Here is a 24,264-nt window from a genome sequence, read left to right on the forward strand (position 1 = left end):
AAGCGGGATAAAAGCGTGGTTTTTCCCGCTTTGTGTTATCAGCCGAAAATCAATGAATTGATTTTCCTAGCTTATTTTCAAAACCTATTAGATTTGCCGCCAAACATAGTATGTTTGCCAGCAGTCTGATAGCGCCATTAGGCGCTATGTTTATGTGAAAGCCTAACTGACTGATTTTTGCATCACACCGTGGGCCAGCTTTCCTTTATGGAAAGTCGCATGACGTGGTGAAATACGAGCCACGGCTTCTGCGGAGCAAGATGCATCCACCAACACAAAGCTTGCGTCATCCCCTTTTGCTGGCCAAACTTGCTGACCTTTTTCATTCAGTGGAAGAATGTTTCCTGTCGCAATGGCGAGTGAGCGGGACAGCGCGAGCTCATCAGGACGAGTATACAGCTGGGCGTATAAATTGGCTTTTTCCAACATATCACCAAGGCCAAATGGTGACCAATGGTCGACCACGCTATCCGTTCCGGTCATCACAAAGACACCATTTTTATTGAGTGTCTTCAATGGCATATGCAATGTACCAATCGGCACAGTTGAGGCAATAGTGATCTGTTGTTCTGCGAGCTGTTTCGCGGTTTTCTCTGCTTGTTCAGGGCTCAATGTTGCCAATGCAAAGGCATGGCTGATGGTGACTTTGCCCCGTAGGCTGCGGTTTTCATCCACAGTTTTGATCATATATTCAATGGCGGCAAAGCCAGCAGGACTTGTTTCATGTAAATGAATATCGACGCCTTTATTATAATCGAGAGCGATTTGGAACATCGTATCAAGGGATTTTTCCATCGCGCCATCGACGTTTGTTGGGTCTAATCCCCCCACATAGTGTGCGCCAGCTTGCATGGCTTCACGCATCAAACCTTCTGATTTTGAAAGTAATAATCCATGTTGAGGAAATGCAACGATTTCACAAGTAAGGTCTTGTTGGTGGTCATTAAGGACTTTTTGTAGGGCGTCTAAATTTTTTAAACCAGAAACGGGCTCAATATTACAATGGCTACGAGCAATGGTTGATCCGTGGGATTGGATCAACGCGATCAGCGCATTCGCTCTTTCTTCCGTGAAAGGCTGTAATTCAGGTAGCAATTTTTGCTCTAACGCGATCATATCCATAATCGTTTTACCTTCACGGGACTGTGGCGCTTGCCATGGCCCACCATAGAAGGTTTTATCAAGGTGGATATGCATGTCGCGAAAGGCCGGTAGCATGAGTTTGCCTTGCGCACTATAGGCATTCAATGTGCCATCTGCATGTTGTTTATTGGGTAAAACGGCCGCAATTTTACCGTCACGGATTTCTACGGTATATAAGGCGGTTTGGGTGCCGACGACCGTCGAATCATGGTAATTAAAACCCGTTTCGAGTAACACCTCATCGAGGTAATAATGTTTATCCGTGATACTGGATTGGCCTGCTGTTTGGCTAGCTTGGCTTTCGGCGGATGCAAGCCCTGATACAGCGCCAAATAGCGTACAAGCGGCAGCTACTTTTGCGCTGGTGGAAAGGAACTCTCTTCTGCCGGATGATTTTTCTGCTTTCATAGAAACTCCTAGTGATATCCATTTACTGCCGAATTTCCTGTTTTTAAGCGATACTTATCCACCCAGATCGTTATCAAACGATCTGAGGGATACTGCAGTTTGCGACTAACAAAAAATTCGCATGATCCAGATTATAGAAACTTACCCTTGAACAATGTGGGTTCCAGTTTCACCGCGTAAGGCTTCTGGTAGTTTTTCAGGGGTGGTGATGATCACTCGTTTACCACCGTTGGCAATAAACGATAGGCTGGCTTCAATTTTCGGTAGCATGCTACCCGCAGGGAAATGGCCTTCTTCCATATAGCGTTGCATATCGCTTGTTGAAGTTTCACCAAGAGCTTGCTGCTCAGGCTTACCGAAGTGAATACACACCTTCTCGACACCTGTGGTGATAATCAAAATATCGGCGTTTAATTCTTTTGCCAGTAATGTCGTAGAGAGGTCTTTATCTATCACGGCATCAACGCTTTGGCATCCGCCATTGCCATTATCAATGACAGGGATCCCACCACCACCGGCAGCGACCACCACATAGTCATGTTCGGTTAAGGTACGAATTGCTTTCGACTCAATGACACGTTTAGGTTCTGGAGATGCGACCACACGGCGATAGCCACGGCCTGAGTCTTCAACAAAATGCCAACTTGGGTTTTCCTGTTGTAATTGTTGAGCCTGTTGTTCGGTAAAAAATGCCCCAATGGGTTTAGTTGGCGCACTGAAGTTAGGATCATTTTTATCCACTTCAACTTGGGTAACCACGGTAATGGCTTGGCGATTATGGCGTTTCGCGAGCACGTTAGTCAGCGCTTGCTGAACTAAATAACCGATACCCCCTTGGGTATCAGCGACACAGTTAGCAAGAGGGGTTAACGGTAACCCTTCTGTTTCGTGTGCAATCTCTGCACGGCGCAAATCTAATCCAACTTGAGGTCCATTACCATGGGTCAAAACAATGTTGTAATTGCCTTCAAGCATGTCACTAATGTGTAGCGCCACTTCTTGAACGGCTTTTTCTTGAGCTTCGATAGACTGGCTGTTGTTATCTTTGATAATACTGTTGCCCCCGATGGCAACAACCACGAGTTCTTTCATTGTTAATGTTTCCTGATACAGAGATTTAGCTGATAGTAGGTGTACTGCGCACACCTACTATAAAGGTTGGCTTGGTTACACTGACTTACTGAGTTTTTCAGATTTTTCAGCTTGTTGTTGTTCTACCGATTTACGGCTATCTAAAAAATGCTTGAGTACAAATAAAGCCGCCATCATGAGGTATGCATAAACAAACATCAAGGTTGAACCGGTTGCAATTCCTACCGCTGGGGAGTGAATAATTCCGAAGAACACTAATATCGCGCCTGCTGCTGCGGCAACTGCACCACGTAGCGGTTGATTTAAGATAGCGAAGATAGCGATACAACCCCATAGCATACTTGCCAGTGGTGCCCCATTACCTAAGTGGACAAGCCCTTGGTAGTAAACGCCTTTGTGCAGTAATGTTTCGATACCAATGGCTTGTGCTGACGTACCCGCTGCACCCATTACGCTATTGACCATTGTCAGTGCCCAGTTAGCAATCCATGGGAACAGACAGATAAAGATAACGGGAACTTCAATTTTCGGTGTTTCTCGCACAACTTGGTTGGCGGTGACGACCCCGATGAATACCAATATCGGTACGATAGCGGTCATTGGAATGATAGCTAACATGAAGGCACCGATACCGAATAGTGGTACGATAAACATGGTGATACCGGATGCTAATGTATAACCCACGCTTGCTCCCATGGCTTTCCAACCTGCGTGACCTACGTAAACAGTGACAGGGAATGGGTTACCCATAAAACAGCCAACTGTCGATGATAAACCGTTAGCTAACATGACTTTACGCGTATTGTATTCATCACCTGCAGCATGCGCACTTTCAATATTTTCAAGGTCAAAAATATAGTTAGCTAAGCCAAGTGGCACCGCTGATGCTAAGTAAGGTAAAGCGTGTGGCAGGCCTTGGAAGAAACTATCAATATGAATACCCGGTGGGTTGAAACCAAATGATGCCATTGAGTCTTTGATTGCTTCCGCACTTTGCAAGCCAGAAACCCATGCCAATACTGTACCGGCAATTAGCAGCAATAAGCCAGTTGGGATGCGAGCAAAAATCGGTTTTTTACCAAACCAGTTAATGAAGATTAATAACAGCACAATGAATGAAACCGTTGGGGCTTCAAATGCTTGCAGCATTGGGTTCATCGCCAGTAACAGTAACCCTAAACCGGATAAACAGGATAACAGTACGGTGCGTGGGATCATCTTACGGATGGTTTCACCTAAGAAAGAACCACCGACGAGGATCATCGACTCAACAAAACACCAAACCAGCGCGATTTGGATCGCAAATTCCGCATTCTGTGTGGTTTGGTAGACCGGCATGATAACTAAGAACGTCACTGTAAAGATAGAAGGCGCACTCGGCCCTGATGGTAAAGCGGTGACGTCATTGCGCCCGGTTTGCTTGATCATTTGCTGACCAAAGTAAGCATAGCTCACACTGGCAAGTAAAACAGCGAAACCAAAGGCGGGAGCGATACGACCGTAAACAATTTCAGATGGGATGCCGACAACGAAAATTAACAGGCCCATCATGGTGAGTAGGTTGGTTAGGTTGTTGGTCATTAAGCCGAAGTAGGCGGCCAAATCCCCACGTTTCCACTTGATTTTGAATATACTCATTTTAAGTATTCCCCTGTATACCCGTCATACTTTGAACCGCAGCGTTGTTGGCTGCATTCACTCGCCCTAGTCACATACTTATGTATGCTCCTAGGGTCTCGTTTACTTGCCGCCTAGCTGCAATTCAAATTATTTAGGGTATGTTCCTATATTTTGAGTTACAGCACTGTTTTTCAAATAAAATCAATCAGGGTATTCGTTTTATTTTTATTGCCCAACCGGAGTTGGGCGTCTTTTTTTATGGCTGAAAACTAAGCATATTTCTGTGCGTAAGACAGCATGGCCTTTTCAAAGCAATCAAACGGCGGGTGAACAATACCTGCGCCAATCATACCGATTCCCGCATCTTTATGGGCAATCGCGGTGTTGATAACCGGTAGAATGCCGCTGGCAGAAACTTTTGTGATATCAATGGCGGTAGGGATACCCATAAAGCCCAATAATGGAATAGTGACATTCGGGTTTTCACCTAAGGTGATTTCACGCATTTGGCGAGAGAAATCGACCGCTTCTTCTACCGTACCACCAACCAGCGCAACGATGGCGGGTGCGGTTGCCATCGCAAATCCACCAATACCGTAGGTTTCTGTGATAGCGGAGTCACCGATATCTAAACCAGAGTCTTCTGGTTTGTAGCCCGCAAACATTGGGCCAATAACTTGCTGAGAAGGACCTGTGAACCATTGACCTGGTAACCCACTGATGCGTAAACCAAATTCATAGCCATTACGCGCCATGGTCGTAACAACGGTGCTGTATTCGATGCCGTGAGCCGCATCCATTGATGCTTTACACATCGCCATCCACGTTGGGCCGGAGAAGTAATCGCTGCTTGCAACAAAATCAAACACTTCCTTTTGTTGTGCAACAGAGAAATCAGTTTGAATGATCCCTGTTGTAAGCGCTTGGATAAGTAAGGCTGTTCCTGCATTGTTACGGTTATGACACTCATCGCCCATATGCAGTGCTTGCGCAAGCATCAAACGTAGGTCGATTTCACCAACGATTTTCATTGCGTCGCGTAGCATTGGGCCTAAAACATCACGCATCCAATTTAAACGGTCGATGACGCTTTGGTCATTGGCACCCATGCGTAAGATTTTCGCCATTTGTTCGCTGAGGTTAGTGAACGCACGGTTACCATAGGTTTTGTTCTCAACAATGTGCATAAACATTGAAGCTGAAGTCACACCTGCCATCGAACCGACGCAATCATGTTCATGGCAAGGTGAGAAGATGATTTCACCGGAGGCCGCAACACGCTCGGCATCCGCTAAATCTTTTGCCAAGCCTTCGAAAACCAACGCACCAGTCACCGCACCTTTCATTGCGCCACACATATCTTTCCAAGCGACAGGTGGGCCAGCGTGCAGGATAGTATTTTTGGTCATGCCGGGAACGACATTAATGGCTTGGTCATAGCCGACTAATACAGGTTGAGATTGAATGATCCGCTCGAGAGCTTGTGCGTTAGCCGCTGCAATTTTGGCTTGTAATGCTTCATTGCCTTCAATTTGGTCGAGTGCACGGATAACTGCTACGTTTCCTTGTCCCGGTGGTGTCCAATTTAAGTGAGTGACAGGAACATGTTGTTTTTTCAGGTCATCACTGAACATTTCGATACCAACGTTGATGACATTTAATGGCTGCTTAAATAATGAAGTCATTATGCTTTCTCCCCTTTCCATACAAACTCACGCCCTAATAAACCAGTATTGGTGCTGCTACTTGCCCAGATGACTCCAGCATCTGTTAGCATTTTGACTTGTGCATCCATCGATGGGGTGTCTTGGTCAGTGCCCAGTACATAGCCTAAAATTTCTAATTCACGGCCATCTTGTTTGGCGATGTTTTTGGCTTCTTTAATCGCATCAATCATGACACCCACAGGGTCTTCATGTGATCCAAAACCTAAAACGAAGTCCATCATAATGACGCCCACTTCAGGGTCGCGAGCTTCTTGCAGTAAACGTTCAATACGGTTGGTTGGGTCGATCATTGGGTGCGGTTTACCGTTGGTAAAGTCGTCATCACCAAAATCGAGGAAGGTGTGCGCAATACTTTTATTGAGGTCTTTTAAGCGATAGTCAGGGTTTGGTTGAATATTGCTGTAAACATCATCGTATTTTTCCAGCGCGGCAAACATCGCTTCGTCACATAGCGTTCCACCGCAGAATAAGCCACGAATGTATTTCTGCTCAGGCTTCAGTTTGGCTCTAACTTCATCAATTAGTGGTAAATTAAGCGGGTGTAAATCTAAATCTTCTTTGCGAATACCGGTTAATAGAACGGCTTTCAGTGCCGCTTCTTTGGTGCTTTGGGCGAAGGTTAAACCCGGTTTGTCTTCTGGTAGTGGTTGGCTACCTAAGAAACACACAACAACCGGTTTATGGCATTTTTCCGCTTGCTCTAGCACTTTTTTAGCTACGCTAGGGGCTGGTGGCTTAGAAATCAGTGCGATAACTTGGGTTTCATCATCAGCATCGAGCATTTTTAGTGCATCAATCATCATGATACCGCCAATTTTTTCGCTTAAATCGCGACCACCAGTACCAATTAATTGAGAAACGCCTGCACCAAATTCGTGAATACGGACGCTGAGTTCTTGGCTACCCGTACCGGATGCACCGATGATACCAATGCTGCCACGGCGTACATCGTTACCAAAGCATAATGCGGTGCCATTGATAATAGCAGTTCCGCAGTCTGGACCCATCATTAGCAAGCCTTTCTTGCTAGCAAGTTGTTTGAGCGCGAGTTCATCTTCAATGGAGACGTTATCGGAAAACAGCATAACGTTGAGGTCATTTTCTAGTGCAATGCGCGCTTCACGGGCTGCAAACTGACCGTTCACTGAAATGACGGCAAGGTTGGCATTTGGGATATGTGTTTTCGCTGAATTAATAGTGGCATATTTAGCTTCATGCTGCCCGCCACCTTGGTTTTTCTTATTAAATAATTCTTCGATAGCAATTAATGTGGCTTCGTTAGCATCATCGCTTGGGCCTTTAATGACAATCATTAAATCGCCATTTTTGGCCTCTTCTAATTCAGGTGTTAGTAACCCTAAATTACGTAAAACGCCTTTGTTCATTTCTGTTGCCATCGCGACAAAGGCTTGCTCGACATTATCGAGCTGGTTGGCTTTGGTGGAAATAGACATCAATGAGACTGAATCGAAATAGGTATTCTTCTTTATGACAACTTTAGTCGACATAGTTTTCTCCGAAATAATGGGTGATATACAGGGCATCTCGCAAGCCAAATAGCATGTCGCTGCCAGAACTCGACCCGATATTTAAAATCTCTAAAAATTGTGGATAAATATTGGTTTCTTTCGCATCAACTAATGATTGAATTAATTGCTGCATATTTTCGCGATATTCTCGGTTTAACGCTTTTTCTAATGTGATGGCGCTGATTGGTGTCGTTTGGCCTAAGCTTTGGGTTATTCCCTTAAAAAATTCAGGGTGAAAAGTGGCAACTGGATGACCGATTAATAATAAAAATGCCATTAACCCAACTAAGTAATCATCTCCTGAAGGAGTTAGCCCGATACCCAATCCAACAAACTGGCGGATCACATAAACAATATTTTCTTTATCTTTCTTAATTATTGATTCAATCAATTCAGAGCGTAATTGAACCAATTGCTTCGTCATAGAGAGATAAAAAAAATTATCTCCCTGATATTTAAATAGAGAGCTTTTATTTTCAGTTAAGATTAAATCCAAATTACTTATTTGTTTTTCGATATATAATAAATAACTTGGTTTTTTCAGTTTGTTATCATTAAAGTTGATAACTGGTTGCTGCCATTCTTTGCATAAAGAAAATGATAATAAATAATTATTACCAACCAATATTTCTTTATTTAATAAATTAATGGACTCTCCCTCTTTAATATCGAAAAGAGAAAAGTCTTTATTGATTAATCGGCAACTATTTGGAGCATTATCTAACTGAGAACAAAGCAATGTATAAAGTGCATTATCAATAGAAAAGTTAATGGCTTTATTAAATACTTGTTCTATCGTTCCTTGGGGGGAGGGCTGATGCAACAGATTGAGAAAATGTGTATCAGCCGTTAACCCGTATAACCTTTGCCGATGAGATATGGATGCGTTCACATGCCTCCTTATCCTATTTAGAGTCTATGATTTCGCTATGCCCCTGCTGCAATCAGTAACTCAGCAATCTCGCTGTAGCCTTTTTCGTGTGCTAACTCTAATGGTTTTTTACCATATTTATCCGTCATATGAGGGTTCGCACCGTGGTCTAATAGCAATTTAACGATTTGCTGCTGTTTTTCACCGCCATCATTTAACACGATAGCTTCTAATAGTGGTGTCCAACCAACAAAGTTGGTGTGATTGACATTAATATCGGTTTTTTCAAGTAGTTCGCGAACAATTTCCACGTGGCCTTTTTCGCTGGCTGGTGTAATTCCCACGCCACCAAAACGGGTTAATAAGTCTAAATTTGGTTTTGCAGGTAAGACAATGCGTAATAAAGTGAGGTCATTATTAAGACAGCTTAATAAAAAAGGGTTAAAACAAGTTTGGTCTTGTTTATTAATATCGGCCCCTGCATTAATGAGGAAAGAGACACATTCATAATGTTTGTTTAGGCTTGCATTAACAATCGCAGTGCGACCTTGGCGGTTAGTGATATTAATATCCACACCTTTTTCGAGACAACTTTTTAATAACTCTAATTGCCCTTGTTCAGCTGCGGTTAAAAAATCGTGAGCGAGAGTACTGGCTGTCATCATTTCCCCTTAGGTTGGTTTATTGCTATCACCAACATAGATAAAGACAATTTAAAGATTATTTATGATGGTTAGAGCATAGCAATTGTCATTAATAAAAAGAATCCATTTAAATTTAATTCATCAATGAGGCGTTTGATTGTTGAATTCAATTCAATAATCCACCTTTTTTGTGCGTGTGAGCATCCTTTTTTAGCGTTTTTTGATGATTTATGGCTATTTTGTGGCCCAAACTGTGTGATTTTTTTTGTTAATTAAAATCGAAAACCATGATTTACTCAGTTCTGTGATAGACATCAAATTGAAAGTTTTTAATTTGTTAAATATGTAATTTTATTGATCGCGACTGTATCGAATGTTAATACTTAGTTTGCCTATTTAATTCAATAATATTAGGTATTTCGAATATTAATAGTGACTTTAAAGGTAGGGTTTTTACTTGGGAAAAATGCATATCAAATTTAATCTATTCCAGTTGTTAATAATTCTGTTAAGCTATAAAAATATGCTCGAAAAATAATCTGATTTTTACGTTATTGAATTTTATTCACATAAAAACATGATTTGTCTAAATTTTAAACATTTTTGGCGGTGGGTATGAACTCAATTTTTACGGAAGAAAACTTACTGACTTACACAACAGCGGCGAAGTTTGCGAGTTTTAGTAAAGCAGCGGAAGAATTAGGCGTGACCACCTCTGCGGTGAGCTATACCATCAAACGTATTGAAACCTATTTAGATGTCGCGTTATTTATTCGTAATACCCGTAATATTGAACTCACAGAAGCAGGGTATTATTTTTATCGCAAAGCAACCGACTTGCTCAATAATTTCCATTCTATTCAAAAAAGTATTTATTCCATTGAGCAAGGGATTGAAGCGCGGGTACGTATCTGTATTAATCAGTTATTATATACGCCGTATCATACCGCTAAGTTATTGCAAATATTAAAAAAACAGTTTGCTACCTGCCACATCACTGTGACAACCGAGGTGTATAATGGGGTTTGGGATGCCATTATTAATAACCATGCAGATATTGCGATTGGTGCTCCGGGTACGTTGATGGATGGCGGTGGAATTGACTACACTGAAATCGGTGCGATTCACTGGCAATTTGCTATCGCTGCCACACACCCATTGGCACTGATGCCAGAGCCCATCGCTGAGAGCCAGCTGCGCCTTTATCCCAATATTATGGTGGAAGATACCGCGCATACCATTAATAAGCGGGTGGGTTGGCTGTTACATGGGCAAGAAGCCATTCAAGTACCTGATTTTAATACTAAATGCCAGTGTCAGATATTAGGTGAAGGGATTGGGTTTTTACCCGATTACATGATCAAAGACCATGTTAAACATGGTTTGTTGGTAACAAAACAAATTCAGAACCCACGGCAAGATTCCCATATGCTATTAGCCACACAACATTCGGCTACTGGGCTTGTGACGCAGTGGATCCGTAAAGAATTTGGCGAAAAGGGGGTTCTAGCAGAGCTCTACAGCGATCTCCTAAAACCCATCAATTAGTCTTATTGGCTAGCGACATCAAGGGCTTTATCGATAGCATCGGGGATCACTGAACCGTGGTTTTTGCCGTCGAATAACCTAAATTTACAGTGCCTTTGGTGGTTTGCAATCTCAGTGCAAACTTGGCGTGTGCTAATCCAACTTTTGCGCGCTTGGTAATTTTGCACTTGTTCGGCGCTCAATTTGGATAAATCAGGGCTCTCTTCTAAACCGCCTAAAGTCACAAACAGGGGGGAAGCCGTTTGTTTAGCTGTCAGCTTCGCTAAATCCACCATACTTCCTTTACCCCACCATAATGACGGGCTGGCAGAAACATAAAACTGAAAATCATCCGGTTGTTGTTGGTACGCCATCAAGGTAAATAATCCACCAAATGAATGGCCAAATAGGGTTTGCTTGCTTTTATCAATAGGAAACTGTTTTTCTGCCCATGGGCGAATAGTGTCAGTTAAAAATTGGTATAGCGCAGGGGAACCGCCCCCTTGTTTAAATTCGTCACCCGCAACAGGGGGAGTATAGTCGTAGGTTCGCCATGCTTTTGGAAAGGCTTCATCGATGGGGTAACCAATCCCAATAATAATCGGTAGTTTATCCGCTGGCAGCTTTTCAACTGCGCGATTAACCGCTTTGGGGTATAAACCATTACCATCAAGCATATACAGGATAGGGCGTTGTGCGGTGACATTATAGGGTACTGCACTGTAAATGCGCAGCGCACGGTCACCGTAAGTCATATCCGTTTGTTGGATATCATAAAATTGGCCGACTGTTTTATCCAAGGGTGGAATAGTCTGGCTTGGGCGGGAAAATGCGGAACTGGTCATACACAGCAATATGCCACTTAATATGATTTTATTCATTTATTGAGTCTATTTAAGGGTTTTGAGGGTATACCTGAAACAGGCACACCCCCAGAGTTAATTAGAAGCTAACGTTAACGTTCGCCCAATAACGGCGTCCATCTTCAACATCCCAGTTTCCATCAACTTTATCAATTTTAGGCCCTTTTTCATTACCAATATTTAGCACCGCAAAGTTTAGCTTGGTGTTTTTAAATAATTGGTAGGTTGCGCCCACATCCATGGTGGTATAGCCACTACGATAGCGAGGTACTTTAGAACCATTACGTTGTGCTGCCCACACCTGTTTTCCTTCATAATGTGCACGTGTGTATAAGGTGAGGTCTTCATTGAAGTTCCAATCCAACTTCGCATTAGCGATATGTTTTGGTGTTTTATCCAATGGATAGCCTTTTAAGGAAATACCATTACCTAATTTCTCATCATCACTTTTACGTTCTGAATCGGTGTATGTGTAATTTAGGTTAAGATTCCAATCCTGTGCGATAGGAATGCCCGTTGCAACTTCAACACCTTTGATGTTTGCTTTACCCACATTATCGTAGGTATATAACGTGAGGTTAGGGTGGTTAGGATCAGGTTGGTTAAGTGAGTAACTAGTCAGCTTGTTTTTGAAGTCGGTATTAAAGAAGGTTAAGCTCGCATTAAAGCCTGACTCATGGTTATAGGCAATGCTAATTTCTTCACTGACACTTTTTTCCGGTTTGAGGTCTGGATTACCGTAGATAATCCCGTTCCCACCTTGGGTAGAGGTGCCATAACCTTTACTGATTTCACGTAATGTAGGCGCACGGAAAGCAGAAGAAACTCCCCCTTTAATGGTGATTTCATCCGTCAGATAATAAACGGCATAACCCCTTGGGTTCCAATGGTTACCATAGGTTTCGTGGTGATCTAAACGTAGGCCTCCCGTTAAGATCAGATCATCTGTTGCGGTAAACTCATTTTCCACAAACAGTGCTGATTGATCGACTGACATACTGGTTTTTTCCATTACGCCTTTTGAAACCAAAGAGCTGTCTTTCAATTTAGAGTACTGGTATTGCCCACCAACGGTTAGGATATTGTCCGGCAGGAAAGCCACCACTTTTCCATCAACAACGGTATTGGTGATTTCTGGTACGCGAGCCTCATAGCCGCCTTCCCAATGGCCTGTAGTTTGATTACGGTCTTGGGATTTTATTTTACGTTTGGTTTTTTCTTGGTAAACACTTAGCTCAGTATTAAAAGAATCCCACTCACCTTTATAAGTCAGAGCTGCGTGGTTACGGTCGTTATGCCACTCTTCTTTAGAGTTATATTGCTTGTCTCCACCACGAATTTCATATTCAGCACCAGATTTACCTGGTGTCGATGTTTTCTCTTGAGTACTACGACCTGCTTCTAGTAAGAAGGTTTGGTTCTCTTGTGGTGTAAAGGTTAATTTAGCTGTTAAGCTGCGGTTATCACGCTGATGATGACCTTCTAAGATTTTATCTTCCTGACGGTAGTTACCACCACCATATAATTGCAGACCAAGTTTATCTTGAATTAATGGGCCAGACAGATAGAAGTTACCGTCAGTCGAGTTACCGCTATCACTGTTTTCTTGGATAATAGCCCCAGTGGTGACGCTGCCATGCCATTCATTAGTCACTTTTTTAGTGATGATATTGATAACACCACCCATTGCATCGGAACCATACAGGGAGGACATAGGTCCACGGATCACTTCGATGCGTTCAATCGCTTCGACAGGTGGCATAAAGCCCGCTTCAAAGCCACCGCTGCCATTTGGACGTGATTCACGGCTGTTTTGACGGCGCCCATCGACCAATATCAGCGTGTATTCGCCGGGTAAGCCACGGATATTAATATCTTGTTTGTTTGCAGCACCAACGATACTCACCCCTTCCACGTCTTTCACGGCGTCGGCGAGGTCACGGACAGGTTTATTTTGTAATTGGTCTGCACTGATCACGGTCACGCTAGCAGGGGCATCACGCAGTTGTTGCGAGAAGCCTGATGCACTGACGACCATGGTATCTGTTTTATTGTCTGCTGCTGTAGCGCTAAATGAAGATAAAGCCGCACAAACTCCGGCGGCAATCAGGGTGTAGTGATATTGCGAAGTCATAGTTATCCCTAGTAAATATAAATGAGAATGATAATTATATTGTTTGCGAATATTATCACTAAAACATATCAAAAATAAATAATGAGCTAGCTAATTTATGAGCAATATTTGATCTCAGCTAAGAATTTTCACCTACGGTGTTTTCCCCTTTTACGACTTTTGCCAAGCTTAACGAAAAATTAAGGTTTAACTCTGGTTTATGGTGTTTGGTTGTGCGTGAATTTACTCTAGCGCCAACATTCACTAGAAAAATTTGAGTTATATGAAATACACATTTTTAGCCATTTTATGCAGTTTTATTATGATGGTCGCTCATGGGGTACAAGCGGAGGAAATACGCTTAAGTGTGACTCATCCGCAAAAAATTAAGGTTGCGGATGTGGTTAATCTTCCAGGCCAATTTGTGGCGAGAAATGAAATTTCTATCGGTTCTCCATTGCAACAACAAATCGTGACCGCGGTCTTCGTGGAAGAAGGCGAATGGGTCGAAAAAGGACAATTACTGGCGACGCTAGAATCGCCAATTCAAAGCGCGGGTGTCCAACAACTAAAAGCCGAAATTGATAAAGCAGCTGCTTACATTAAGCAACAAGAGGCTTTAAGTGCCCAATCACAAAGTGAATTACAGCGTTTGTCTCCGCTCGCCAAAACGGGCGTGATCTCTGCGAATGATTTTAATAAAGCGAAGTCAGAAACGGCTGCACAACATGCGCTATTAGCGGCAAATCGTGCAGAGCTACGCCAATTGCAAGCGCAATTACAGCGCGAACAAAGCCAAGAAGATAAAGCAAAAATCATTGCACCCGTTGCTGGTGTTATCAGTGAGCGTCATGCAATGAGTGGTACGTTATCGGATAACGCTTTGTTATTTAAACTAATCGAAAATAATGAGTTAGAGTTCGAAGCGCTTGCACACCCATCAGAATTGGCTCGTATTGTGGGGAGCAATCCTGTCACTATCCAAATTCACGACAATAAAGTGGTCTCGGGCAAATTTCGTTTTTTAGCACCGAAAATCGATGTATTAACCCAATTAGGGAAAATTAGAGTGACGCTGACCGACCCAATTAAATCGATGAGGCTGGGAGAAACTGGCACCATGCGTTATACAAATTCACCTAGTGAATATATATCACTGCCTTATAGTGCGATTCGCACGGAACCAGATGGTCAGCGTTTTATTTTTAGTGTGGTAAATGATGGGCGCGTGGTCAAACAACCTGTCCAAATAGGTAAAATTCAGCAGGGTAATGTTGAAATATTAAGCCCATTAAAGACTAATCTGGATGTGGTGACTTATGCTCAGGCCTTTTTATCAGAAGATGATAAAGTTGTGCCAGTAAGGGCACCGCAATGAAACTACAAATATCATCTTGGGCGATTATCCGCCCAATTCCCACCATTGTGATTTTTTTAGCTCTGACAATTGCAGGGATATTTTCCTTTAACCAGTTACCCGTGACGGCAAACCCGGTGATCACCTTTCCGATTGTGACGGTAACGGTAACACAGGATGGTTCATCACCGACAGAATTAGAAAATGCCGTTACCAAGCGGGTTGAGCGCGCTGTTTCTGGGATACCCGGTATCCGCCATATTAGCTCATCGATTAGTGAAGGTGCATCGACGACAACCATTGAATTTGATTTAAGTGTTGATGCCCATGTTGCGACTAACGATGTGCGAGAGCAAATAGGGCAAATTCGAGGGGAATTGCCGCAAACAATCGACGAGCCGCTAATTAACCGTATTGATGTCGAAGGTGGGGCGATTTTACGTTATGCCGTTTCATCAGAAACTGAATCTATCGCAGATTTGTCTTGGTTTGTGGATGATACTGTGAGTAAGCAGTTGATTACTGTTCCGGGGGTACAAAAGGTCAGTCGATTAGGGGATACGGAGCGAGTTATTCGCATTGAACCGGACGCAAATAAACTCGCGGCAATGCAGTTATCGATAGCGAGCATCAATGAAGTATTGAAAAATAATCATCAAAACTCTGCTGGGGGAAATGCGAAGTACAATACGCTACAACATACCATTCGCGTGTTAGGGGAAAAACACGCGGTAGATGATATTAAAAACATCATGTTACCCATTAATAACCAAAGATCAGTCAGGTTGGGGGAAATTGCTAATATTTATGATGGCCATAAAAATGTGAAATCTATTTCTCAACTTAATGGTAAAGAGGTCGTTGGGTTTGCGGTGTATCGTGCAAAAGGCTCCAGTGATACTCAGGTGGCACAAGGTGTCGCACACGCATTAGAAAAACTGCAAAAAGCAAATCCAAATGTTGAAATAAGCTTGGTTTTATCAACGGTAAAATACACGGAATCGAGTTTTACGCTAACTATTCAAACCTTACTAGAAGGGGCATTTTTAACGGTTATTATCGTATTTTTCTTTTTGAAAAGCTGGCGAGCCACTTTGGTGGCAGCAGTGGCACTTCCTCTGTCGATATTACCCACCTTTTTTATTTTGCTGTTATTTGATTACAGCTTAAATAGCATCACATTATTGGCTCTGACGTTGGTGATTGGCATCTTAGTGGATGATGCTATTGTTGAAATTGAGAATATCCAAAAATATATTGAACATGGTGAACGGCCGTATCTCGCCGCATTGAAAGCTTCGGATGCAATAGGCTTTGCGATTGTCGCCATTACGCTCACGATTGTGGCGGTATTTTTACCTGTCAGCTTTATTGGCGGCTTTGTGGGGCAATATTTTGTGCCATTTGGTATTACGGTTTCTGCCGCTGTGTTGTCTTCGTTATTGGTGGCAAGGCTAGTCACGCCATTAATGGCGGCATATGTACTATTGCCACAAAAAGGTGTTCATGAAGGCGTTAAAATGCCAAATTGGATAGCGCGTTATACCCGTTTTTTATTGATGACACTGAAACACCGTAAGTTAGCATCAACGTTAGCGGGGGGCTTTTTGATTGGCTCAGTGGCGATCACCCGTTTTTTACCGGTCGGTTTTATGCCTGATGGGGACATCAGTGTCAGCCAGATAAATATTGAGTTGCCACCGGGAACACCGGTTGAGCAAACACAGCAAAAAATTAATGAAATCGCTAAACAGCTAAAAGATAGACCGGAAATTTTATCGACCTATACGATTGCAGGGATTGCCGATGATTCAGAGGGCGTTGCTCAGCACAAAGGAATGATGATTTTAACCCTCACCGAGCCGAATGAGCGAAAACTTTCCCAAAAGGAGTTTGAACTGGCTATCTCTGAGTGGTTAAGCCAAAAAACGGATGCGCGCTATACCTTCAGCAACAGTAATGGTGGCAAAGAGTTTTCGTTAATGTTTACAGGGAGTGACCCTGAGCAACTCGAAAAGTCGATGCAGAAATTGCGTGATGCAATGGCAAAAATTGACGGATTTAAAAACGTCCAAGTTATGAAACCATTATTACGTAAAGAATTGATTGTTAAGCCTAATGAGGTAGACATTGGTCGAACGGGTGTCAGTGTGGAAGAGATTGCGAACACACTACGTATTGCGACCATGGGGGAGGCTAATTCACGTAGCGCTAAGTTTAATTTGCCGGATAGGCAATTGGCCGTACAAGTGATTTTACCTGAACCTCAGCAACATAATATTGATGTGCTGAATAATTTGTATGTAAGAAGCCAAAATGGCCAAAATGTCCCGATCAAATCTGTCGCTAATATTGACTCCAGTGATGGGCCTTCTCTGATTGAGCGAATAAATCGTCAAAGACAAATGTCGATAGAAGCCAATTTGGAAGGGCTCACACTAGGGGAAGCGTTAGATATTGTGGCACAACTTCCTGAGTATCAACAACTTCCGCGCAGTGTTTCCCAAGTAGAATATGGGGATATGGAATATATGATTGATATGTTTGAACGTTTTGGTACCACGATGGTATTCAGTGTGTTATTGGTTTTCGCCATTTTAATTGTGCTGTTTAAAGATTTTATCCAGCCGATTACCATACTGGTTGCTTTACCCTTTTCGATTGGCGGCGCAATTATTGCTTTAGTGTTATACGGTGCGATGATCGATTTACCTGTCATTATTGGTATTTTAATGTTGATGGGAATTGTGACAAAAAACTCGATTTTGCTGGTGGAATTCATTCTTGAAAAACAACGTTCAGGTATGGCGCGTGAAAAAGCCATTATTGAGGCAGGGCAAGAGCGTGTTCGCCCTATCATTATGACAACCTTTGCCATGATTGCAGGGATGATCCCATTAGTGTTAACCAGCGGTGCAGACGCCGGGTTTCGAGCCCCTATGGCTATTGCTGTGATTGGCGGCTTACTAAGTTCCACTATCCTTAGCTTGTTATTCGTCCCTGTGATTTATAGCTTGATGGATGATTTAAAACATAAATTATTACCTCAGCTTGCCAAATTAACTTCAGTGACACAAGAAGACCGCAATACTAAGCATTGGTAAAGAGATAAAAGCTGGCCGAAAGGCCAGCAGAGATTGTTGATAAAGCGGGATAAAAGCGTAATTTTGCCACTTTGTGTTAAGCCCATATTTAATTGATTAATCGAGAGCTAACTTTACTCGCATGGCTTCAAATTAAAATTGAGAATTACAAATTAATAAATCATAAATATGGTCTAATAAATAGAAATATTTAATCAAAAAAAGAATATCAATAATTGAGTGACGGAATTTTTATCATAATAAATATCATTTTAACTATTTCATTAATTTTTATCGTTAATCTAATTAAGAATGAATTTCATTGTTTTGATAATAAACATTAATCTAATGCTGAACTCTAATTTCCTTTAATGACTTGTTTTATATCAATGAATTAATTTTTTTGTTGGAATTAATTTAATTGTAAATTATTAACTATTGCTTTATTACATATACTTCGTAAATATAGAGGGAGAATTAATATTGATTTCAGACCTTGAGAGTTATTATGAGTCAAGAAACCCATTCAGAAACACATAATCAAAAAACGACTAATGAAAAACGTAGAACAATATGGATAGTGATAGCCACAATAATTATTATTCTATTATTTGTCGCCTACGGTGTTTATTGGTTTTTAGTTTTACGCTTTCAAGAATATACCGATGATGCTTATGTATCTGGCTTACAGATCCCGATAATTGCGCAAACAACAGGTAATGTCACTCAAGTTAATTTTGAAAATACTGACTTGGTAAAGGCGGGGGATGTACTGGTTGTATTGGATAAAACGAATGCACGGTTGGCATTTGAACAAGCCAAACATGATTTAGCGACCACCGTACGCAAAACCAAAGAACTGTATATCAATGGTGATGAGTATCAAGCGCAAATTCAAAAAAACCGGGTGACACTTGCGCAAGCGCAAAAAGATTATCAACGTCGTGTGGCTTTAGGCCGCAGTGGTACCATTTCGAAGGAAGACCTGCAGCATGCCCAAGAAGCTGTGCAACTTGCGCAAGCAGCTTTGGATATTTCTATTCAACAATATAATGCCAACCGTGCATTGTTGCGTAATACAGAGCTCAAAAAGCAACCTGCAATTCAGCAAGCCGCTGATAGCGTACGCAGTGCATGGATAAACTTACAACGTACTGAAATTAAAAGCCCAATGACGGGATATGTTTCACGGCGTAATGTTCAAGTCGGCTCTCAAGTCAGTCCGCAAAGTTCTTTAATGGCGATTGTGCCTGTTCAGCCTGTTTGGGTTGATGCGAACTTCAAAGAAACCCAACTAGAAAAAGTCCGTATTGGACAACCTGTGACCATCAACAGTGATTTTTACGGGGCAGATATTGTTTATAACGGTACCGTAGTTGGGCTCGATATGGGAACCGGTAGTGCTTTCTCATTATTGCCTGCCCAAAATGCGACAGGGAACTGGATTAAAGTCGTACAGCGTTTGCCTGTACGTGTTGAATTAGACCCTGAACAAGTGGCAAAACACCCATTACGCATTGGGTTATCCATGAATGTCACGATAGACATTAAAGATCAAAACGGCCCTGTTTTAGCGGAAGTTCAGCGTACAGCACCTGCATTTGAAAGTGATGTGTTGGTTTTAAAATTAAGTGATGTCGACCACATCATCGACACCATTATCAGCGATAACGCAGACTAGCTTGAAAGGAGCCGTTGTGGCAGATATTCAACCACTTAAGGGTGCAAAACTGGTATGGGCAACCATTGCGTTGTCCCTTGCGACCTTCATGCAGGTGCTTGATTCCACGATTGCTAACGTGGCTATCCCGACTATTGCGGGAAATCTCGGGGTTTCCATGTCACAAGGAACATGGGTAATTACCTCGTTTGGCGTATCGAATGCGATTTCTATTGCGATTTCAGGTTACTTAGCGAAGCGCTTTGGTGAAATCCGTGTTTTCTTATGGGCAACGGCGCTTTTCACCTTATTTTCATTACTTTGTGGCTTTTCAGATAGCCTGGGTATGCTAATTTTATACCGCGTATTGCAAGGTGCCGTCGCAGGGCCGGTGATCCCTCTTTCGCAAAGCCTTATCATGCGTTGCTATCCACCAAAAATGCAAAACATGGCGTTAGCATTTTGGTCGATGACCATTATTTTAGCCCCAGTATTCGGTCCTATTTTTGGTGGCTATATTAGTGATAATTTCCATTGGGGTTGGATATTCTTTATGAATGTGCCTTTGGGAATTTTTGTCATTATCGTCGGCTCTATTATCTTCAAAGGGATGGAGTCCAAGGTTGTGAAAGTGCCATTCAATGTGATTGGCTTGGCGCTGCTTTCAGTGGGAGTGGGTTGCTTACAAGTTTTGCTCGACAAAGGTAAGGAGCTGGGATGGTTGGCATCTAATGAAATTGTCATCTTAGCCGTTGTTTCAGCTATTGCGTTGGTATTCCTCGTTATTTGGGAACTCACAGATAAAAACCCAATTGTCGAATTATCGTTATTTAAATCGCGCAATTTTACCATTGGAACGATTTCTGTCAGTTTAGCGTATATGGCCTATTTCGGCGCTATTGTCTTGTTGCCGCAACTTTTGCAGGAAGTTTATGGCTATACAGCAACATGGGCTGGGCTCGCATTGGCGCCCATAGGCTTATTGCCAGTGTTGTTTTCGGCTCCAGTGGCAAAATTATCAGATTTTCTCGATATCCGCTGGATAGTGACCTTTAGCTTTGTATTTTATGCGATTTGTTTCTTCTGGCGTGCATATACTTTTGAACCGAGCATGGGCTTTTCTGCTGTAGTTTGGCCACAATTGGTACAAGGAATGGCAGTAGCTTGCTTCTTTATGCCACTGACCACATTAACCCTTTCAGGTTTACCACCAGAAAAATTGGCGTCGGCATCGAGTTTAGCTAACTTTTTCCGTACGTTAGCGGGGTCAATCGGTACCTCAATTACCACAACGCTGTGGAGCGATAGAGAAGCCGTGCACCATAGCCAGTTAACGGAATTTATTACCGATTATAATCCTGAATCCCTAGGGATGTATCAAGAAATGGCGACTCATGGATTGAGTACCGAACAGACTTCCGGGTTTATTGCTCAGCAAATTACGAGCCAAGGGTTAATTATTGCTGCAAATGAGATTTTCTGGTTGTGTGGTTGGGTGTTTATTGCGCTAATTATTACTGTTTGGTTTGCTAAGCCGCCATTTGGCAGCAAAGCGAAATAATTGGTGGCTGGGGCTAAGTATTTTAGCCCCACCAAGCTTATAGCTGGGATTTAGGAATTACATTCTCAAAACTCAAGACTGGTCGGTTAGTTTCGATTTCTTTGAGTGGCTCGACTTCTTTAAAGGTGTTTAAACAGCGCGTGACTAAGTTTTGATAATCTTTGGTTCCGCTGGTTTTCCAGGCAATTTCTTTTTCTGATAAGGTGCGAAGTACTTTTGCAGGCGTACCCACGATAAGGCTATTATCGGAGAATATCGCTTCGGCTTTGATGAAGGCACAAGCACCGACGATAGAGTTTTCGCCAATAATAGCGCCATCCATAATCACACTGTTCATCCCGACTAAGGCATTACGCTTAATGTGGCAGCCATGTAAGATAGCACCATGGCCGATATGACCATTTTCTTCAATAATGGTGTCAAATTGCGGGAAGCCATGCATGACACAGTTATCCTGCACATTGGCGCCATCTTTAATGATTAAGCGACCAAAGTCCCCACGTAAGCTGGCGTTTGGGCCAATATAAACATTTTTGCCAATAATGACATCACCAATCACCACCGCAGTAGGGTGGACAAAACTTTCAGGGCTGACGACGGGCGTAATACCATCGATTTGATAAAAAGGCATACCGGCTCCTGTAATGTGTGTTTAGGCGGCTATATCTCTGAGCACTCCACCAAAGCGGCGATAATAAGCGCTTGATGGTTGAGGAAGCTCCCCGACAGTGGTTTCGCATTGTTCAGAAACATACTGAGTTGCGGCTTGGTCGATACGTTGATAAATGTTGGTACAAAGATGGCGTGCAATATGACCTTCCCATTGTGTAGGAAGGAGTTCATCAGGTAATAACGGGTCTTTAAGCGTGACACGGCGGTAAAAGTGAATCAGTAGTAAACGTAGCTGAAAGCAGTGTTCAGGGGAAATTTGTGCTGCTGTGCTTTCTTTAAGAAGTAACGCGAGAGGCCTAAATAATGATATAAATTGATGATAATGTTCTGAAATATCTTGCAAAGACCAAGCATGAGAAACCAGTTCTTTGAGGTTTTTTTCTGATCGGCTATAGGGGTAATCTGCGTGAAAATAGATGGCATTTTCAGTGGCATTAAGTTCATTGAGTAGTGTCGGTACATCACTTTGTGCGCAACTGGGTGCTGCCATGAGTGACGTATTAAATTGCCCGAAACCGAGCCAGCTCAGTTCCTTTTTTAACCTGATCTTTTCGTCTTTATCCGCTGTTTCAAGGAGTAGTAAATCCCATTTACCATCCCAATCAGGCTGCCCTGCGAGGTAAATTTTATTTTCTGCACGGCGAAAGCGACTTTGCCCGCGCTCAGAAATACGGTAATAGCTGCGACGGCCAATTTTTTCGACATCAAGCCAACCTTCTTTCTGTAAGCGGAAAACAGAAGTTCGGACAAAACGGTCAGTAAAACCCATCGGTTCTAACAGTTTAGTTAAGCTTCCTAGCCACACTTCACCACCACGATGATGCAAAGCATCACCATAGAGTGAGCTAATTAGAGACGTACCACTAATGGGTTGGCTTGCTATTGCATGTTGTATGAACTGGTTAAGTTTATTTTCCATTTATATTTCATCTATAAAATTTATGTATCAGAAGGCTTACTGAATAGTAGACATAAATTTAAAGGTTGTCTTCCATTACCTGTTTTCGCACGATTTCAGAGATTAAGGCATATCAGAGTCGTTCATTCCAATATGCCTTAATAATTTGAATTAAATCGCAATTCTAGTATCAATTACCCGTTCGGCTTTACCTTGAGAACGTGGGATATCACCACAATTTACAATACTAATACGGGTGCTAATACCCACCATCGATTTGATTCGATGCTTTAAATGGTGGCAGATATTACAGCGTTCATCATAAGTGAGTTGTTCAGGGTGTTTTAGCTCAACACGGACAGATAAGTTGTCCATATTGCCTTGACGACCGATTTCTAATTGGTAATGGGGAGAAAGCTCCTTAAATTGCATGATTTGTTCTTCAATTTGAGAAGGAAATACATTCACGCCACGAATAATCATCATGTCATCGGAACGTCCGGTGATTTTACCAATTCGACGCATGTTACGATTGACCCCCTGCATCAGGTGGGTAAGGTCGCGAGTTCGGTAACGAATAACAGGCATGGCTTCTTTTGTCAGGGTAGTAAACACTAACTCACCATGCTCACCCGCTCCTAATGTTTTTAAGGTATTGGGGGAAATAATTTCTGGATAAAAATGGTCTTCCCAGATAGTTGGGCCACTCTCTCCTGAGTCCGCGCACTCCATAGCGACACCGGGCCCCATCACTTCAGATAAGCCGTAAATATCTAATGCTTTGATACCAAGGCGGGTTTCAATTTCTGTTCTGAGGGATTCAGTCCAAGGTTCAGCACCAAAGACACCTAATCTAAGTGAGCACTTACTAGCGTCTCCACCCATGATTTTTTCTAGCTCATCTATAATACTCAAGCAGTAAGAGGGTGTTACCATGATCACATCGGGTTTGAAATCAGCGATCAGTTGCGCTTGTTTTTCAGTTTGCCCACCTGACATAGGAATGACTGCGGCTCCTAGGCGTTCTGCGCCATAGTGGGCGCCTAGCCCTCCGGTGAATAAACCATAACCGTAAGCAACGTGGACTTTATCGCCTCGGACAGTGCCTGCAGAACGTAAACTACGCGCAATCAGGTCAGCCCAGTTATCGATGTCTCGTTGGGTGTAACCGACCACAGTTGGGCGCCCAGTTGTTCCTGAAGAGGCATGAATACGGATGATTTGGTCCATTGGCACGGCAAAGGTGCTAAATGGGTAGTTTTCACGTAAATCCTGTTTGGTCGTGTAAGGGAATTTTTCGATATCACTCAGTTGTTTGAAATCGTCAGGGTGGACCCCTGCATCATCGAATTTTTTGCGGTACATGGGGACATTTTCATAGGCGTGAGTGAGTGTCCACTTCATTCGAGAGTACTGTAAAGACTCGATTTCATCCCGCGATGCAAATTCAATTGGGTCGATGCTATCTTGTATATTGCTCATAATTGCCTGTCCTC

Annotated in this window: 17 protein-coding genes; 5 read left to right on the forward strand and 12 right to left on the reverse strand. The window is 42.6% G+C overall.

The annotated features are described in order from the left end of the window. Positions 1 to 162 precede the first annotated feature (162 nt). The 7 genes from PSF28_RS12275 to PSF28_RS12305 form a co-directional block, all read right to left on the reverse strand. Positions 163 to 1,551, reverse strand: coding sequence for an amidohydrolase family protein (locus PSF28_RS12275; RefSeq protein WP_272685124.1), 1,389 nt, complete (start codon positions 1,549 to 1,551; stop codon positions 163 to 165). Between the two features lie 141 nt (positions 1,552 to 1,692). Next, positions 1,693 to 2,643: a carbamate kinase family protein gene (locus PSF28_RS12280; protein ID WP_272685125.1), complete on the reverse strand. Its 951-nt coding sequence runs from the start codon at positions 2,641 to 2,643 to the stop codon at positions 1,693 to 1,695. Positions 2,644 to 2,718: 75 nt separating this feature from the next. Next, complete coding sequence (locus PSF28_RS12285; protein ID WP_272685126.1) at positions 2,719 to 4,281, reverse strand: xanthine permease; 1,563 nt, start codon at positions 4,279 to 4,281, stop codon at positions 2,719 to 2,721. A 251-nt stretch (positions 4,282 to 4,532) separates the two neighbouring features. Next, the gene (locus PSF28_RS12290) at positions 4,533 to 5,948 is read right to left on the reverse strand and encodes a DUF1116 domain-containing protein (RefSeq protein ID WP_272685127.1); all 1,416 of its coding nucleotides are present in this window, start codon (positions 5,946 to 5,948) and stop codon (positions 4,533 to 4,535) included. Next, the gene (gene fdrA / locus PSF28_RS12295; RefSeq protein ID WP_272685128.1) at positions 5,948 to 7,498 is read right to left on the reverse strand and encodes an acyl-CoA synthetase FdrA; all 1,551 of its coding nucleotides are present in this window, start codon (positions 7,496 to 7,498) and stop codon (positions 5,948 to 5,950) included. Before fdrA ends, PSF28_RS12290 begins: the two co-directional genes overlap by 1 nt. Continuing rightward, a complete protein-coding gene (locus PSF28_RS12300; protein ID WP_272685129.1) occupies positions 7,488 to 8,411 on the reverse strand; it encodes a DUF2877 domain-containing protein in 924 nt (307 codons plus the stop codon). The genes fdrA and PSF28_RS12300 overlap by 11 nt, the downstream gene beginning before the upstream one ends. A gap of 35 nt (positions 8,412 to 8,446) precedes the next feature. After that, positions 8,447 to 9,052 (reverse strand): ankyrin repeat domain-containing protein, encoded by a 606-nt coding sequence (locus PSF28_RS12305; RefSeq protein ID WP_109912352.1) that lies wholly within the window; start codon positions 9,050 to 9,052, stop codon positions 8,447 to 8,449. A gap of 597 nt (positions 9,053 to 9,649) precedes the next feature. On the opposite strand from PSF28_RS12305, the gene PSF28_RS12310 reads away from it, so the two are divergent. After that, positions 9,650 to 10,582 carry a LysR substrate-binding domain-containing protein gene (locus PSF28_RS12310; protein WP_109912354.1) on the forward strand — a complete coding sequence of 311 codons (933 nt, stop codon included), beginning with the start codon at positions 9,650 to 9,652 and terminating at the stop codon, positions 10,580 to 10,582. A gap of 2 nt (positions 10,583 to 10,584) precedes the next feature. Here the strand turns inward: PSF28_RS12310 and PSF28_RS12315 are convergent, their stop codons facing one another. Further along, positions 10,585 to 11,442: an alpha/beta hydrolase gene (locus PSF28_RS12315; RefSeq protein ID WP_272685130.1), complete on the reverse strand. Its 858-nt coding sequence runs from the start codon at positions 11,440 to 11,442 to the stop codon at positions 10,585 to 10,587. A gap of 61 nt (positions 11,443 to 11,503) precedes the next feature. Next, positions 11,504 to 13,558, reverse strand: a complete 2,055-nt coding sequence (locus PSF28_RS12320; protein WP_272685131.1) for a TonB-dependent receptor domain-containing protein — start codon at positions 13,556 to 13,558, stop codon at positions 11,504 to 11,506. Between the two features lie 262 nt (positions 13,559 to 13,820). On the opposite strand from PSF28_RS12320, the gene PSF28_RS12325 reads away from it, so the two are divergent. The 4 genes from PSF28_RS12325 to PSF28_RS12340 all read left to right on the forward strand — a co-directional run bounded on the left by PSF28_RS12325 (position 13,821) and on the right by PSF28_RS12340 (position 21,198). Continuing rightward, complete coding sequence (locus tag PSF28_RS12325; RefSeq protein WP_247605460.1) at positions 13,821 to 14,915, forward strand: efflux RND transporter periplasmic adaptor subunit; 1,095 nt, start codon at positions 13,821 to 13,823, stop codon at positions 14,913 to 14,915. After that, positions 14,912 to 17,998 (forward strand): efflux RND transporter permease subunit, encoded by a 3,087-nt coding sequence (locus tag PSF28_RS12330; RefSeq protein ID WP_272685132.1) that lies wholly within the window; start codon positions 14,912 to 14,914, stop codon positions 17,996 to 17,998. Before PSF28_RS12325 ends, PSF28_RS12330 begins: the two co-directional genes overlap by 4 nt. 487 nt (positions 17,999 to 18,485) lie before the next feature. Then, on the forward strand, positions 18,486 to 19,658 hold the full coding sequence (gene emrA / locus PSF28_RS12335) for a multidrug efflux MFS transporter periplasmic adaptor subunit EmrA (RefSeq protein ID WP_210838522.1): 1,173 nt from the start codon (positions 18,486 to 18,488) through the stop codon (positions 19,656 to 19,658). A 16-nt stretch (positions 19,659 to 19,674) separates the two neighbouring features. Further along, on the forward strand, positions 19,675 to 21,198 hold the full coding sequence (locus PSF28_RS12340) for a DHA2 family efflux MFS transporter permease subunit (protein ID WP_210838524.1): 1,524 nt from the start codon (positions 19,675 to 19,677) through the stop codon (positions 21,196 to 21,198). Positions 21,199 to 21,235: 37 nt separating this feature from the next. Here PSF28_RS12340 and paaY read toward each other — a convergent pair whose 3' ends face one another. The 3 genes from paaY to paaK all read right to left on the reverse strand — a co-directional run bounded on the left by paaY (position 21,236) and on the right by paaK (position 24,250). Next, complete coding sequence (gene paaY, locus PSF28_RS12345) at positions 21,236 to 21,829, reverse strand: phenylacetic acid degradation protein PaaY (protein WP_210838526.1); 594 nt, start codon at positions 21,827 to 21,829, stop codon at positions 21,236 to 21,238. A gap of 21 nt (positions 21,830 to 21,850) precedes the next feature. Beyond that, on the reverse strand, positions 21,851 to 22,789 hold the full coding sequence (paaX, locus tag PSF28_RS12350) for a phenylacetic acid degradation operon negative regulatory protein PaaX (RefSeq protein WP_210838528.1): 939 nt from the start codon (positions 22,787 to 22,789) through the stop codon (positions 21,851 to 21,853). A gap of 150 nt (positions 22,790 to 22,939) precedes the next feature. After that, on the reverse strand, positions 22,940 to 24,250 hold the full coding sequence (paaK, locus tag PSF28_RS12355; RefSeq protein WP_094960845.1) for a phenylacetate--CoA ligase PaaK: 1,311 nt from the start codon (positions 24,248 to 24,250) through the stop codon (positions 22,940 to 22,942). Positions 24,251 to 24,264: the final 14 nt, after the last annotated feature.

The organism is Providencia sp. PROV130, from assembly GCF_028482225.1.
GTDB lineage: Bacteria > Pseudomonadota > Gammaproteobacteria > Enterobacterales > Enterobacteriaceae > Providencia > Providencia rettgeri.